This window comes from Paenibacillus sp. FSL L8-0436 (genome assembly GCF_038593025.1).
Lineage (GTDB): Bacteria > Bacillota > Bacilli > Paenibacillales > Paenibacillaceae > Paenibacillus_AQ.
In genome coordinates, this window is record NZ_CP151955.1 from 1,699,020 (window position 1) to 1,712,901 (window position 13,882).

The 13,882-nt window shown below is 49.3% G+C and carries 13 protein-coding genes; 9 read left to right on the forward strand and 4 right to left on the reverse strand.

Annotated features, from left to right (window positions below; translation table 11 throughout):
- Positions 1-221: 221 nt before the first annotated feature.
- From NSS79_RS07865 to NSS79_RS07890, 6 genes are all read left to right on the forward strand, one after another.
- Positions 222-869, forward strand: a complete 648-nt coding sequence (locus NSS79_RS07865; RefSeq protein WP_342438916.1) for a hypothetical protein — start codon at positions 222-224, stop codon at positions 867-869.
- A 44-nt stretch (positions 870-913) separates the two neighbouring features.
- Positions 914-1,369, forward strand: a complete 456-nt coding sequence (locus tag NSS79_RS07870) for a VOC family protein (RefSeq protein ID WP_342438917.1) — start codon at positions 914-916, stop codon at positions 1,367-1,369.
- Between the two features lie 126 nt (positions 1,370-1,495).
- Positions 1,496-2,194: an SDR family oxidoreductase gene (locus NSS79_RS07875; RefSeq protein WP_342438918.1), complete on the forward strand. Its 699-nt coding sequence runs from the start codon at positions 1,496-1,498 to the stop codon at positions 2,192-2,194.
- Between the two features lie 200 nt (positions 2,195-2,394).
- On the forward strand, positions 2,395-3,555 hold the full coding sequence (locus NSS79_RS07880; RefSeq protein WP_342438919.1) for a serine hydrolase domain-containing protein: 1,161 nt from the start codon (positions 2,395-2,397) through the stop codon (positions 3,553-3,555).
- 165 nt (positions 3,556-3,720) lie between these two features.
- Positions 3,721-4,431 carry a helix-turn-helix domain-containing protein gene (locus tag NSS79_RS07885; protein WP_342438920.1) on the forward strand — a complete coding sequence of 237 codons (711 nt, stop codon included), beginning with the start codon at positions 3,721-3,723 and terminating at the stop codon, positions 4,429-4,431.
- 2 nt (positions 4,432-4,433) lie between these two features.
- Positions 4,434-5,111 (forward strand): sensor domain-containing protein, encoded by a 678-nt coding sequence (locus tag NSS79_RS07890; protein ID WP_342438921.1) that lies wholly within the window; start codon positions 4,434-4,436, stop codon positions 5,109-5,111.
- Positions 5,112-5,230: 119 nt separating this feature from the next.
- On the opposite strand, the gene NSS79_RS07895 is transcribed toward NSS79_RS07890, so the two are convergent.
- The gene (locus NSS79_RS07895) at positions 5,231-5,575 is read right to left on the reverse strand and encodes a hypothetical protein (RefSeq protein ID WP_342438922.1); all 345 of its coding nucleotides are present in this window, start codon (positions 5,573-5,575) and stop codon (positions 5,231-5,233) included.
- A 106-nt stretch (positions 5,576-5,681) separates the two neighbouring features.
- A complete protein-coding gene (locus NSS79_RS07900; RefSeq protein WP_342438923.1) occupies positions 5,682-6,725 on the reverse strand; it encodes a hypothetical protein in 1,044 nt (347 codons plus the stop codon).
- A 243-nt stretch (positions 6,726-6,968) separates the two neighbouring features.
- Between NSS79_RS07900 and NSS79_RS07905 the strand changes: the two genes are divergently transcribed.
- Entirely contained in the window at positions 6,969-7,472 is a 504-nt protein-coding gene (locus NSS79_RS07905; protein WP_342438924.1) for a DUF1036 domain-containing protein, read from the forward strand.
- A gap of 68 nt (positions 7,473-7,540) precedes the next feature.
- On the opposite strand, the gene NSS79_RS07910 is transcribed toward NSS79_RS07905, so the two are convergent.
- Both NSS79_RS07910 and NSS79_RS07915 read right to left on the reverse strand, forming a co-directional pair.
- Positions 7,541-7,906, reverse strand: coding sequence for a response regulator (locus NSS79_RS07910; protein ID WP_342438925.1), 366 nt, complete (start codon positions 7,904-7,906; stop codon positions 7,541-7,543).
- A 25-nt stretch (positions 7,907-7,931) separates the two neighbouring features.
- Positions 7,932-9,134 carry a sugar efflux transporter gene (locus NSS79_RS07915; RefSeq protein WP_342438926.1) on the reverse strand — a complete coding sequence of 401 codons (1,203 nt, stop codon included), beginning with the start codon at positions 9,132-9,134 and terminating at the stop codon, positions 7,932-7,934.
- An 86-nt stretch (positions 9,135-9,220) separates the two neighbouring features.
- Here NSS79_RS07915 and NSS79_RS07920 point away from each other — a divergent pair, with 86 nt between their 5' ends.
- Together NSS79_RS07920 and NSS79_RS07925 are read left to right on the forward strand one after the other, a co-directional pair.
- Positions 9,221-10,162 (forward strand): AraC family transcriptional regulator, encoded by a 942-nt coding sequence (locus NSS79_RS07920; protein WP_342438927.1) that lies wholly within the window; start codon positions 9,221-9,223, stop codon positions 10,160-10,162.
- A 165-nt stretch (positions 10,163-10,327) separates the two neighbouring features.
- A complete protein-coding gene (locus NSS79_RS07925; protein WP_342438928.1) occupies positions 10,328-13,153 on the forward strand; it encodes a glycoside hydrolase family 3 C-terminal domain-containing protein in 2,826 nt (941 codons plus the stop codon).
- Positions 13,154-13,882 lie beyond the last annotated feature (729 nt).

Sequence of the window (13,882 nt, forward strand, 5' to 3'; positions counted from 1 at the left end):
AAAACTAGAATTTACCAGATTTTACTCGCTGGGGTGTCAGACAATGGCATTCATGATGGACGGGCTCAAGTGGATAAACAGGGGGAACAGCCGGTGTTTAGCGGGGGTGAATTAGCGAGAAAACTATAAGCTCTATAATCTAAAAAAACGGACGAAGAACGTCCCGTACTCCATGGCATATTGGGGTGCGGGATTTTTTTATGCAGAGGAGGAAGATAGGAATGGGTTTTGCTGAAGAACACCAAAAGTGGCTGGATTCTCATAAGAACCATAGAACAGGAGAACGACTTGACCGGTTGGTGCGAGGGCACGGGCATGGTGAGAAAATGTTTGGGGAGCGGGTCTGGTGGCCGATTTTTGGACATATGGATGATCTTCATCCGGAGTACGAGGTCTCGGATTGGCGGGGACGGCCTTATTTTGTTGATCTGGTCTGGAAACCGGGACAGGTTAAGTTTGCCATTGAGATCAAAGGGTACGGGCCACATGTGCAGCAGACCGATCGGACCAGGTACCGGCAGGAATTAAATAGAGAAACTTATCTGCAAATTGCAGGGTATCGTGTAGTCGCGGTTCCCTATGATGATTTGGAATCTGTACCGGAGCTGACAATTTCTCTATTTAAATCTTTATTGGCGCCAAGCTTGTTGAAGATTGCGGATGGGGAGAGTCGTCCGTACAGCAGGCTGGAGAGGGACATTCTACGGATGGCGACACGTTGGAATGGGTTCATCCGGCCTGTTGATCTAGTGAACGAGCTTGGAGTGAATCCACGTACAGTCAAGAAATCTCGTGGAGAGTACGGAGGTTTGTACGCGGATTCCCTCACCAGATACGATTTTAGCTCAGGCTTGACAGCCCTTTCATAGTGTGGGTATGGTAGATTGGTCACACTAGAAGGAGGTTGAGGCACATGTCAGGAGTTCTCGGCAATCATTTCGTTACGCAGATTGGAATTTTGGTGAATGATATAGAGAAGGTAAGCCGGGCGTATGCGGACTTTTTTGGACTGGCGGTGCCGGAAATCATCATTACCGATACGGCAGATATTGCCCAGACCCGGTATAACGGCGGGGCGACGGAGGCGCGGGCCAGGCTCGCTTTTTTTGACATGGGCTCCTTGCAGCTGGAACTGATTGAGCCGGATCATCAGCCGAGTACTTGGCGCGATTACTTGAATGAGCATGGAGAAGGGCCTCATCATATCGCTTTTGTAATCGAAGGAATGCAGGAAAAGATTATGCTGCTCGAAGGCAGAGGGTTCCCGCTGCAGCAGAAGGGCGAGTATGACGGTGGACGTTATGCTTATATGGATACGTTCAAGGAATTAAAGGTGCTCGTGGAGCTGCTGGAGAACGATAAGCAATAAATCAGCAACAGAGTGCATTAGCAGAATACCCCCATACAAATGGATATTCTCCCGCCGTGAATTCTGCCTATTCATGAACAGAACAGCGGCGCTTGAGGAAATTATGCAATAGAGGAGGAGCAAAAGATGAACATTCTAATTACCGGTGCGGGACGCGGGCTAGGCGTTGAGCTGGCGGCCGAAGCACTGAAACGCGGGCATGGAGTGATTGCCGGAGTTCGCCATCCCGATCAGGAACAGGCCGCGCTGTCGCAGCTTGCTGCAGCCTATGGAGCCAAGCTGACCGTGGTTGCGCTGGATGTGACGAACGAAGAGGGAATCGCGGAGCTGGCTGCTGGTCTGAAAGGGCAAGGGCGGACGCTCGGTGCCATCATCAACAATGCGGCGATCCTGACCGCCCGGAATACGCCGGTTGAAGAGCTGGATCTGAAGGACATGCTGACAACGATGGATATTAATTTGTACGGGCCGATACGGGTGGTCAAGCATTTCCTGCCGCTGCTCACCGGGCCGGACCGTTCAATCATTAACATCTCGTCGGAAGCGGGCAGCATTACCAATGCTTATCCGGGCGATTATCCTTATGCCATCTCCAAAACAGCACTCAATATGTTCTCGCAGCAGCTGCATGTGTATTTGCAAGAACGCGGCGTACAGGTGCTGAGCGTACATCCCGGCTGGATGCATACGGATATGGGCGGGGAAGAGGCGCCGACGAACCCGCGCAGCAGTGCCGAGGGCATTATCAGCCTGATCGAGCAACGCCGCGCTCCGGAAGGGCATTTCAGGTTCGTGGATTATACCGGCAAAGATATGAAGATATAATCAGCCGCAGCCAGGTGCCGCGGTCCCAGAAGTCTGTGCGGATGAGGCTGTATTTTTGAGTTTTATAAGGCGGAAGATAATTGAGGAAGGTAAAGCTGATTTTCCGGAAAATCCGGGATGTACTCCAGAAAACAGAGATGTTAATATATTCACATAGTACTTAACACATATATTAACGAGTGCTTAATGGAGGAATATCTATGGAAAAACTATCATTGGGTTCATTAGAACAGGCGGGGGTTTCAGCTTGCGGTGTTCAACGCATTCAGACAGCTGCAGCGCAAATGGTTGAGGACAACATTACGCCCGCACAAGTGATTGTGGCCGCGAGAAAGGGAATTGTAATTGTCCATCAAGCGAATGGAACCCTCGGACCTGAGCCAGACGCAGCCGAATTAGCTGTTGACGCGTTATTTCCACTCTGCTCCATAACGAAGCTGTTTACCGCAACAGCGGTTATGATGTTGATGGAACAAGGGAAGATAGGACTGAATAGACCTGTTTCGGATTATATCCCCGAGTTTACAGGAGAAGGAAAATCAAAGGTTTGCGTGCATCATTTGTTGACACACACCTCTGGTCTGGATGTTGAGGTGATCCGGTTGAATGGAACTGCGAAACTGGCGAAAGAAGAGTTCCCTGCAAGCGAACCCAATCAGGATCCGGAAATTCATCAATACTTGTACGGCGGATATGATGCACCGCTTAGCTTCGAGCCAGGGACTGTCATGTCTTATTGCGGGTATGGTTATGAGCTGTTGGGTGAAATTATCCGGCGTACCACAGGTCAAGCTTATGATGAGTTCGTAAAGGAAAGCATTTTTGAACCGCTTGGAATGGAAAATACATATTATCGGGTTCCGCAGGAAGCACGCAGCAGAGTCGTTAGACGTATACCGGAGGCAGCTTGTGCAGAGTGGATAGAAACCGAAAATCAATTAAATTCTGTATCGGCCGGGGGCGGTGCTTACTCCACTGCCCCCGATCTGGCTGTATTTGGGCAAATGTTTCTGAACGGCGGAATTTATAACGGGACAAGGCTGCTCAGTCCGGTAACTGTAAAAGAAATGACACGTAATCAAATTCCCGGTGTATCCTCGCAATATCGGGATGAAGTATTTCCTGAAGCGTATTGGGGATACGGCTGGGCGATTAACGGGACAAAACGTGATGGCGGAGACCTATTCTCACCGGAAGCCTATTCGCATTGGGGGGCAGCGGGTCCTTTTCTCTGCGTCGATCCGGTCTATCAGACAGTAACCGTTCATTTTTCTGTGGAGCTTGATCACCGGAAGCCATTTAAAAATATGTACGTTGATTACTTCAACAATACCGTTCTTGCGGCAATAACAGACCTGTAATGGTAGTCGTTTCGGCAACTCGTCAAATTGAAGCTTGTATGTAGCTTGTCTAAGGACAGGCTGCTTTTTTTGCGTGACCGGTAAAAAATTTCAATTTCAAAATATTGACAATGATCCCGGTACTGCGTAAGATGAGAATAACTAAAACGACAATGTGTCGTTATTTTGAGTGAGGGGGGACATTGTATTCCAAAGGTTAGCGAGGCATATACAGAGAATAGAATCAATGAAATTTTGGATGCAGCGCTGGAGGTTAGTGCGCGTAAACCGCTGCATAAAGTAACTATGAAGGATATCGTGAGGCAGACCGGACTAAGCCAAGGGGGCGTATATAAGTATTTTGCCAATATTGAAGAGGTGTGGTTTGCGTTGTCCGACCGTTTTGATCTTGAGATAGATTTCAAAGGTTTTTTAACGCAGCTTTTTGCGGCCAGCCTTTCACCTGACCAGACGCTTCGCGCAATCTTTACCTTCATCGGGCAAGAGATTACGGCTTCTATAGAGAGTGGCTACAGCAAATTGGCCTTTGAGCTAAATGCAATCTATGCCAGTCAGCCGGAGCTGGTTAAGAAGCAGCTTGCTGAGCAGGCTGCGGAAGCAGAAGCCGAGTCCGGGCACGGCTACAATTATTTCTTTCAGCAATTGATGAATTATTGTGCAGAAGGTGAAGCTAAAGGCCAGTTCCGGCCCCTTGTTCCCTTAACCGACATTCTGATGCTCATTCAGGTAACTGTGGATGGAATCATCCGCGATGCCACGCTGGAGCTGTGTTTTGCCGGTGATGAGCTCCCTGCTGAATTAAGTGTTCGGCAGAGTGTGGATCGGCTGATGGATAGCTTGTACATTTCTACAATGACCTTATTAGGAGGCTTTTAATTATGCGTAAACCAAGCGCGCTAAAGTCCTGGCTCCTGCTCATCCTGTCCCTTCCGAAGGGGATTGCAGCGTTTGTAATTGCCGTTACAGGCATATGTGCCGGCTTGCCGCTGCTTATTGTAGGGATTGGACTGCCTTTGCTGGCTGCAACATTTACCCTATGCCGCTGGATGATGGCCAAAGAAGAGCAGGCGGTTACAGGGTGGATGCAGGGAGAAGAGCAACCGCTCCAAACTGAGGACTCCCGATCCATTGTAGATTGGAAGGATTGGCGTTCCATGCTGTCTATCCTTATAAATCGTAAGAGCTGGCGGGGGATCCTCTACAGTATAGCCCAGCTTCCCGTAGGCATTGCCGGGTTTACCCTTGCTGTCACGCTTCCCGCCGTTGTTATTGCGATTATATTGTCACCGGCAGCTTACAAGTTAAGCAAGGTTTTATCCCTTTCTTTTGATCTGTATTCCTTTGACGGGACGATGAATCTGTTCTTGCCGTGGCTCAATGTATATCAGCGTTCCTGGGTAGCGGCTGCAATCGGCCTAGTGCTGGCCCTGTTGCTGCCTATGACCATAAGAGGGTTGGGGAGAGTATATTCCGTCTGGATTCGGGGGATAGCCGGTGATTTCACCTATGGAGTGAAACCGGCGTCTATTAACAAGGATGCAGGATCGAGAGTATAGCAGGCCAGTGTAATCTCTAATAAAAAGAGACACGATACCCTAGGGATATCCGTGTCTCTTTTAAATGCAACGGCTCCCCTCAAAGGGGGAGCTGCCGTTTCTTTTTGCACCCTCTGCTATTAGCGGAGTGACTTGGTAATCAGGAACGGAATGACGCTTCTTGCAACGCCTGTCGGGTTTTCAAGGATGATAACCCACTCCGAGTCGCTGTTCGGGAAGCTGTCAGTTGGCCAGGCGGAAGTCAAATTGGAAATTGTCCATCCCGCACTAACGACAGCTCTGCCTCTTCCAGCAGATAAAAAGAGGAAAAGAAAGTCGTTGGCTTCGATGGTTACAGCAGGAAACTCGATACGGCGGAAACCATTCCCAAGGTTTTGCGTGGAGCGGGCTCTGTTTGGCCGCAGGGTGACTCTTTTACCTTTACCTTTGGCCTTATTTCTAAGTGATAGTTTTTTTATTGCCATTTGCTGCTCGCCTCTTTCTTCGTAGGATAGATTATCTTACGAAAAGAGAGGGTTGTGAGCTTGTATGAATGTACATGGAAATTAATCCAAATTATTCTAGGGCTTCTTATTTAGACTTTGGCCGGATTACCTTAAGCATGGAAAGCTCTTTCGGAGTGAGGCGGCGGGTATAAGCAGCATTGCCGTTGTGGGTATCTACAACCTTTACCTTGCCCGCTCTTTGTCCCGCTGGACGTGCTACACGCACCCGGAGTGCCCGGAGTGCCCAATCGACGGGAAAGGCAACCGAAGTCTTTCCATCCTCTGTACCGGCGTAATTTACAGCCGCCGCGAAATTATCCGCGCTCCTTAGCCAGACAGAACCGGAGTCTCCAGGAAGTGATACCGGTGTCTCACCCAGAATTATCGATTGATTGCGGAAGGTTAGCACGCCTACATCCGGACCATAATCCACCTGTACATCCGTATTCACCGAATCGACTCTTCCCCTGGTCAGACCTGTTGTCCGCCCTACCTTTTTGAAACGCTCCCCTACACGGTAGGAAGTGACATGACCGGGAATGTTGCCTACCGTTGCATATTTCGGACTGAGAATGCTGTTTCTTACAGGGCGGGACAAGGCCGCATCTATGCGGTTAGTACCATTTGTCTTCAAAGTTACAAAACGCGATAAATACCCGACCCGATCCCTTACGGTCCGCCCTTCATCCGCACCGCCCGGCTGCAGCGTTTCCGCCCGGTTGTTGGAGTTGGTCGGATTGGTAAGCACGTGGTTATTGCTAAGCACATACAGCTGATTGCCGCTGCTGACAATTAAGCCTGCGGTTCCTGAGCCACCGGTAGTACCAATACTGTAGCCTGCTACGACTGGACGAATCCGGTCCCGATAACTTGCATTGCTGCGTATTTTTTTGGTCTTTACTACCCGGATGGGGACATTTATAGGTTTGCCTTTGACCTGCGAGGAGAATTTTGGGCCCAAACCCAGGGCGTTGCTGCTTACGGCATTGGCGTAGAGGATCACGGCTGCGCCTTTTTTGGGATGTTTGGGGTCGTAATACCCTATCCCGACTCCATGAATTTTCCGGTTCTTGAGCACGGTACTTGCTATGTTTTCCTTTATCACAAGAGCTTCAGCAAATGTTGCCACTGTTCATCACCTAACCTCATTAGAATAAGATAGTATATTATCCTGAGGTGTAAAAGGCATGGGCGATTATCCGCTCTTTTATGAAGTCCAGAGGCGATTTATTTATTTTGTCTTACATGCCGTACAATTACTGGAATGACAATATGCCCTATTTGTCTAATAATAAACTATTGTCCAGCCCCTTTATTCACTATTTTCATATGATGCAGGGTAAGGAAAAAAGTGAAGAAGGGAATGAAGACAATGGGGCTTAGATTTCGCAACAGTACAAGTGAGACGATATTTGTTGCCTATGCTTACCCGAATTTCAACTGTACTCCAATTAACTACGCCACAATTGGCTGGTACCGGATCCAACCTGGCCAGACGAGAGAAGTATGGAGAGGGCATGCCGGAGGCAACACATTCTTTTACTATGCAGAGAGTGACAGCTATACCTGGTCAGGGGGATACTATACAGAGATCCCTAATGAAGCCTTCCATCAGTGCTGGAACAGCGACTGTGACGACTGCAGAGAACTTGGCTTCCGTAGAATTCCTGTTGGATCCAGCGTCCGCAACTACACAGTTGTGTTAATCTCCAGCAGCAGCCGAAGCAAAAAAGGATTACCCCATCTTCGGACAGCATTGCCTACAAAGTCTGGAAAACCGATTGTGCGCAGAGTTCCGCTGAAGGCCAGAAAGCTGACCCCGGGAAGACCGGTTTCAGTCAACCGCAGAGCCGTGCCTAAAAAACGGAGAAGATAGTGGATGAATGCAATAAGAGTGCACCTATCATTGGATAGGGCACTCTTTTTTTCTAAATCAAAGATGTATTATCCGGTGACGGCAAAGGCTCTCATTAACGCGCCTTCCAGCTCGCCTGTATCAATAGGCTTCAACAGGGAAACAATGCCCCCTTTGCTGAAAGCTTCGAGGACAAACGGATGGCTGCTGGTGACAATAATTGTACTCTGCGGATATTGGGCAGTGGCAAGGCGTTCAGATAAAGGCGCTTCTCCGAGCAGCAGCAGTTTGGCATCGGTCACAATAATTTCCGGTTCATGTTCGGTAATCAGCCGAATGGCTTCCTGATCGCAATTAGCCTCAAGAATAACATCCTCTTTAAAATGAAGCTGTTTCAGTATCAGCTTCAGGTGACTGCGTACATGAGGTTTGTCGTCAACAAGCATAATTTTCATAATATGGCCTCCTGTCTGGTTGCGTTTAGGATTCATACACCTTTTGTGCGGAGTAGCGCTGGGGAAGCAACATAAGTGCAAGGGAGAATACAACAAGCAGCAAGCAGCCCCAGTAAGCATTCCGGTATCCGACCCACTCGGCAGCGGCCCCTCCGGCCAGACTTCCGGCCAGCCGTCCGATGGTAGTGGCATTGGTATATAACGTTGAAGCATATCCGGGCAGATCAGGGAGCAAATCCTGAATGTAGCTGATTCCGATGGCCGAAATCACGGCAACAAAGAAAGCCAGCAGCACCTGTCCGGCCAAGATATGCCACAATTGTGTCGAGGCAAGCACCAAAATATAATAAGCCGCTCCCAGTAGTATCCCCCAGAACATCAGTACCCGATTGGAGGTTTTGGCAGACAGTACCCCTAATATGAGCATGAATGGAATCTCCAGCAGCGCACAAATACTCGAGACTGTAGCTACATTCTGCGTACTGCCGCCCAAGGTGTTAATGATAAACAATGAGATATTCAGATTGTTAAGCCAGTGCCCGGCATATAACAGGGTCAGCACCAGAAACGGGATAAGCACTCTGGCGTTCTGATGCAGCTTCAGCTGCGTTGCTGCTTGGATACCGGCTGGCTTCTTTAATACAGGACGTTTCACGAAGAAGCAGACCAGCAAGGCATTAAGCAGGAAGATCAGTGAGGTGCTCATGAAAATGCCCTGAAACCCCAAGTGATTAAGGAGGATCGAGCCGATCAGCGGGCCGGTAATAAACCCCAGGGAGAACATCGAGCGCAGACTGGAATTGGCAAAGGCATGATCGGCGGACGGACTGGCATTTACCGCTTCCCGCGCACTGGCGAACAATTGCGGCATGGCCGGAGCGCCAATAGCAGTGAAGACCGTCATGTACAGCAGCAGCGCATAAAATTCGTGGATGAATAAATAACCGGCAAAAGCCAGCGCGTTGAACAGCATGGCTGTGACCATGAGTGTTTTACGGTTCAGTCCGGAATCGGAGCGTTTGGCAATGATCGAGCTGAGCCAGACCCCGCTGATTAAGGTCACTGCGGTAAAGATTCCGAAGGTTCCTGCGGAGACCCCCAGCTTTGTTGTGAAATAAACGGCCAAAAAGGGAGAGCTGATGGAAATGGCCATCCCCTGCAGCATCATGCAGATCATAAACAGGGAGTAGCTTGGAATTAGGAAAAGCTGGCGGGTTCGCGTCAACATGTACGTAAAGTTTCTCCTTCACTTTCTAGCCTTGCGGCTTTCTCTTTGATTTGGTTATAGTATAGATAATGGCTTGCGATTATTGAATGTTTAATCTGATTGAAAAGCTCTACTATTTGGCTGAGGCGGTGAACGATATGGACTTGAGGCTGCATGCCTGCGCCTATTCTTTTCATACACTTCCGTTTAAATCTTCCTTTACGCCGCCACCGTTTTTCCTGTTCCGGCTGCAGGTGGTGGGCAGCTGCAGGGCGCTTGTAGGCGGCAAAATGAGTCTTGTCCAGCCAGGTGACCTATTAATCTATCGTCCTGGAGAGCCTTATCATTTAGCGGTGGATACGATTGACGGAAAAATCGAAAGCGGCGACTATTATTTACTGTGTGAAGGTTCTTGGATCGAAGAGTGGTGGGAATCCCAGCCCCGGCTGACTCAGCAGAGAGTTCATCTGGATGAAGGCATGCTCTCGTTATGGCAGCAGCTCAGCATCGAGCAGCACCGTATTGCACAAGGCAACCCCGAGCTCATCCGGCATTTATTGTGTGCTTTATGCCTATCTTTTGACCGTTTGTCGGGTGAAGCTGTCTCGGGGCATAACCCGCAGGGACGCTCGAATGAACTGGTTTTGCGGATGAGACGCTATATTAACAAAAATGCGCTGAATCCGCTAAGAGTGGAGGAAGTTGCCAGGTTTGCCGGACTGAGTGTATCCAGAGCCGTACATCTTTTTAAAGAGCTGACGGGTTATACCATTATCCAGTATACACAGGAAATCCGTCTGTCCAACGCCCTGGAGCGGATCCGGTTTACCGACTTAAGTCTGGAGAATATTGCCGGGAGCTGCGGCTTCGGGACGTATTCCTATTTTCACAAGGTATTCAAAGCCAGGTACGGCCTTTCTCCCAAGGAAATCCGCAGCCGGCCGGCTTCGGCAGAGCTGAACTACCAGGACAGCAGGTTTGTTATCTATCACCCGGATGGTAATCTGTCAGGCATCTCCCCTGATGCCCGGCGTTTTCTCAGTTCATGATTAGAATCTCTAATTATGAACTGATTTTTATTATAATTGTTAAGGTGTTGCTGCTCACGGTAATCTTTTATGATGGTGAAGGAGAGTCCTGTGGAAGCGCCTTAATCAGCTATCCATGAGCTACGATGAAACCGTTATCACAAAGATTGAAGGAGTGAACTACTAATGGAAACAGCTACATACCCATATCAGCATACGGATTTACCTGTAAATGAACGCGTGCAAGATCTGATCTCCAGATTGACTCTGGATGAAAAGGTAAACCTGATGCCGCAATATCAAGCCGCTGTAGAGCGCTTGGGCGTAGGAGCCTATAAACATGGTACGGAAGGGGCTCACGGAATTTCGTGGCTGGGCAAGGCAACTGCTTTTCCTCAGGTCAGCGGATTGGCCTGTACCTGGAATCCGGAACTCTTGAAAAAGATCGGCTCAGCCATCGGTGACGAGGCGAGAGCGTTCTACAAGAAGAATCCGACGGTTAACGGCTTGACACTATGGGCACCTACGGTGGATATGGAACGTGATCCGCGCTGGGGCCGCACGGAAGAGGCATACGGCGAAGATCCGGAATTAACGGGACGCCTCAGTACCTCACTGGTGCAGGGGATCCAAGGCGATCATCCCAAGTATTTGAAAGCGGTAGCAACACTGAAGCATTTTCTTGGCAACAATAATGAGATTAACCGCGGCGTTGACTCGTCGAGCATTGATCCGAGAAATATGCGTGAATATTATCTGGAAGCCTTTAAGCCTGCCTTCAAGGAAGGCGGCGCCAAGTCCATGATGACCGCCTACAACTCGCTTAATGGCGTACCGGTCATCCTGCATCCTGCGGTGACGGATATTGTCAAAGGCGAATGGGAAATGGACGGCTTTATTGTAAGCGATGCCGGGGATTTGTTCGGTATTGTGAAGGATCATAAATATTATGAGTCATTCGCCCAGTCAATGGCTGAATCGATCAAAAACGGGATAGACAGCGTGACAGAAGAAACGGCGGAGACGATCAAGGTTATTCATGAAGCACTGGCTGAAGGGCTGCTTGCCGAGGAAGATCTGAACCGTGCGCTGTTCAACACATTCCGTGTCCGTTTCCTTCTGGGTGAGTTCGATCCTGAAGAAGGCAATCCGTATGCGGCAATCGACGATTCCGTCATCCTCAGCAAGGAGCATGGCGAGTTGTCGCTGGAAGCTGCGAAGCAGTCTATTGTACTGCTGAAGAATGAGAACAGTACGCTTCCGCTGAACCCGAAAGAGTTGTCCAAAGTTGCGGTCATCGGTCCGCTCGGGGACGAAGCTTTTAGAGACTGGTATTCCGGCACCCAGCCTTATGCTGTCACACCTCTGCAGGGAGTGACCAAGAAGCTTGCAGGCAAACAGGTATCGTTCGAAAGCGGCGATGACCGGATCATCCTGACTTCGGCGGCAACAGGCCAAGCCGTAGGAATCACCGGCGAGGACGGCAGACTGGCAGTGCAACATGAGACTAAGGAGCGCGGAGAATTGTTCCGCCATACGGCCTGGGGCTGGACGAGCAACACTCTTGAAGCTACAAGCCGGGGACAATATGTCACCCTTAGCGACGCCGATACATTGACGGCTTCCGCTGATGAAATCTATGGCTGGTATGTGAAGGAAGCGCTGAATATTGTACCGGAAGCCGAAGGTACAGTCAGCCTGCGGACCTGGAATGACAAGCCGATCTCAATCCATGCCGAAGACGGAACCCTCCGTGTAGCCGATCAGGATACTGTTGCGCTGGACAACACATTCCGTAAAAATATCGTGGTAAACGGTGTAGAAGCTGCGGTTGAAGCGGCGAAAGCCGCAGAAGTTGCTGTTGTATTCGTCGGCAATCATCCGCTCCTGAACGGCAAGGAAGAGATCGACAGACCGGATATCGTCCTGCCGGAAGAGCAGGAGAATCTGGTTAAGGCTGTGTATGAAGCCAACCCTAATACAGTGGTGGTTATTGTCGGAAGTTATCCGATCACCTCCACATGGATTGATGAGCATATCCCGGCGGTCCTCTACACTTCCCACAGCGGGCAAGAGCTAGGCAACGCGGTAGCCGATGTTCTATTTGGCGACTACAGCCCGTCCGGCAAGCTGAATATGACCTGGTACCGGTCGGTGGATCAGCTTCCTCCGCTGATGGATTACGACATTATTAAAGGCAAAAGAACGTACATGTACTTCGACGGTGAGCCGCTGTATCCGTTCGGCCATGGCCTGAGCTACGCACAGGTATCTTATAACAGCCTGTCGCTGGCTGCCGGGGAACTGGAGCAGGACGGAACGATCAGCCTGTCCGTTCAGCTTGAGAATACCGGTACCGTGGATGGCGACGAGGTCGTTCAATTATACGTGCAGTCCTTGTCTTCCCGAGTCAAACGTCCACTGAAGCAGCTGAAGGGGTTCCAAAAGATCCGGCTTGCCGCAGGACAACCGCAAACGGTGGAATTCACGTTGCCGGTTGCCGAGCTGGCTTTCTGGGATGTAACGCGTGAACAATATTGTGTTGAAAACGGCGATTATGCCGTGATGATCGGCCGCTCTTCAAGTGATATTCAATTGACCGCCCAGATCAAAGTGCATGGCGAAACGATTCCGGCCCGCAATCTCTATGCGACGGTCAAAGCCGAGAACTACGACGACTACGAAGCGGTATACCTGGATGAATGCAAGGCGGGCGGCGCTTCTGTCCATCCGGCAGGTGAAGGAGCATGGATCGCCTTCAAAGATGTGGAGTTCGGTCAAGGCACCGCAACGTTCCACGCGCTCGTATCCTCCGTGACCGGCGGCAGCATCGAGGTCAGAACAGAAGGCCCGGCAGGACAACTGGCGGCGACCCTTGAGGTTCCGGCGGGCGAAAGCCTGCAACAGTGGCAGACATTGTCTGTTCAAGCTGAAATTGAAGCTGGCGGAAAGAATGTATATCTGGTCTTTAAAGGCGAGACACTGCTCAGCCGCTTCCATTTTTCCGTGTAGCTCCAGCTAACTAACGCGTAATAAGGTATAATTTCATATCGAGTATGCAAAAGCCCCGTGTTTCTGGACGTAAGAAATACGGCCTCAAAGCAGCACGTCGCGCTCACAGTTCTCGAAACGTTAATATCCCTTGTATATCAAGGATTTTCAGCCCTTGGCCTTCATGGCCAGGGGCTTTAATTTTGCGAGTTGGCGGTTAAAACCAAGAGAATAAGTTGCATGCTATAAATTGTAAATATCGTCGAAAGTTGAGGACTTATCGTTAGAAATGAATATGGGGTATTATGGAGATTCAGATGGCATGTTATGAACCGAATATTATAACAAAATCATTTTGAAAGAAATTCAATTATCTTCAGATGTGGAGGAGATAGTGTGACCTTTTTTACTCCAAGGTCTTAAACTAGTTTTCTGTAATTACTTTAAGAATTAGAAGACATCCTCAAGATGTTAATTGTATTTTTTGTAAAATAATATCTATTTAATGTTAAATTTAGTAAAAAGTATTGCGAGGTGAGTTTTCTTGTTGTATGCTCATATGTTTACAAATTACATTTATGGGAGATAATTGAGCGAAAAAGCGTCGGGAATCTATGTTTGTTTTATCTTTAGTTTCAGCAGCAATGTTAGTAATTCCAGCAATCCGTGCATCTGCCGCCGTTAACTATGGTTCGTATGGTTTCAAATGGCCGACACCCAATACAACGGTCACGGGAGTTTATGCTGAGA

Coding starts and splice junctions, on each gene's coding strand:
- NSS79_RS07865 (WP_342438916.1), top strand. CDS start 222: ATGGGTTTTGCTGAAGAACACCAAAAGTGGCTGGATTCTCATAAGAAC.
- NSS79_RS07910 (WP_342438925.1), bottom strand. CDS start 7,906: ATGAAAATTATGCTTGTTGACGACAAACCTCATGTACGCAGTCACCTG.
- NSS79_RS07895 (WP_342438922.1), bottom strand. CDS start 5,575: ATGGCAATAAAAAAACTATCACTTAGAAATAAGGCCAAAGGTAAAGGT.
- NSS79_RS07870 (WP_342438917.1), top strand. CDS start 914: ATGTCAGGAGTTCTCGGCAATCATTTCGTTACGCAGATTGGAATTTTG.
- NSS79_RS07905 (WP_342438924.1), top strand. CDS start 6,969: ATGGGGCTTAGATTTCGCAACAGTACAAGTGAGACGATATTTGTTGCC.
- NSS79_RS07880 (WP_342438919.1), top strand. CDS start 2,395: ATGGAAAAACTATCATTGGGTTCATTAGAACAGGCGGGGGTTTCAGCT.
- NSS79_RS07920 (WP_342438927.1), top strand. CDS start 9,221: ATGTTTAATCTGATTGAAAAGCTCTACTATTTGGCTGAGGCGGTGAAC.
- NSS79_RS07890 (WP_342438921.1), top strand. CDS start 4,434: ATGCGTAAACCAAGCGCGCTAAAGTCCTGGCTCCTGCTCATCCTGTCC.
- NSS79_RS07915 (WP_342438926.1), bottom strand. CDS start 9,134: ATGTTGACGCGAACCCGCCAGCTTTTCCTAATTCCAAGCTACTCCCTG.
- NSS79_RS07925 (WP_342438928.1), top strand. CDS start 10,328: ATGGAAACAGCTACATACCCATATCAGCATACGGATTTACCTGTAAAT.
- NSS79_RS07875 (WP_342438918.1), top strand. CDS start 1,496: ATGAACATTCTAATTACCGGTGCGGGACGCGGGCTAGGCGTTGAGCTG.